The following is a 288-nucleotide window of genomic DNA, read 5'->3' as shown; positions in this document are numbered from 1 at the left end:
TCAAAGAGTGATTAAATGGCACTGAATGATACTGCTATCATTCTTTTTTACTTTTGAAAACTCTGTACAAATAACACTGTTATTCATACGAATTTTATTATCAGCTTTTCCAAATTTTTAAAGAGCATATTAATCAGTTAAACCCAAAGGGTAAAACTAACTAACAATCATCTGTGTGGACACTACGAACAAATAAGTTCTAAATCGTATAAGGAGGTGATCCAGCCCCAGGTTCCCCTAGGGCTACCTTGTTACGACTTCACCCCAGTCATGAATCACTCCGTGGTA

Annotated in this window: 1 rRNA gene; it reads right to left on the bottom strand. The window is 36.1% G+C overall.

From position 1 onward, the window contains the following. Window positions 1-209: 209 nt before the first annotated feature. Window positions 210-288, bottom strand: a 16S ribosomal RNA gene (locus PSH48_RS21095); the annotation flags it as partial.

It is taken from the genome of Pseudoalteromonas sp. Angola-4 (genome assembly GCF_028599265.1).
GTDB classification, from domain to species: Bacteria; Pseudomonadota; Gammaproteobacteria; order Enterobacterales; family Alteromonadaceae; genus Pseudoalteromonas; species Pseudoalteromonas atlantica.
The sequence above is the reverse complement of the archived record's forward strand: the minus strand, read 5'-3'. Positions and strand labels throughout refer to the sequence as shown.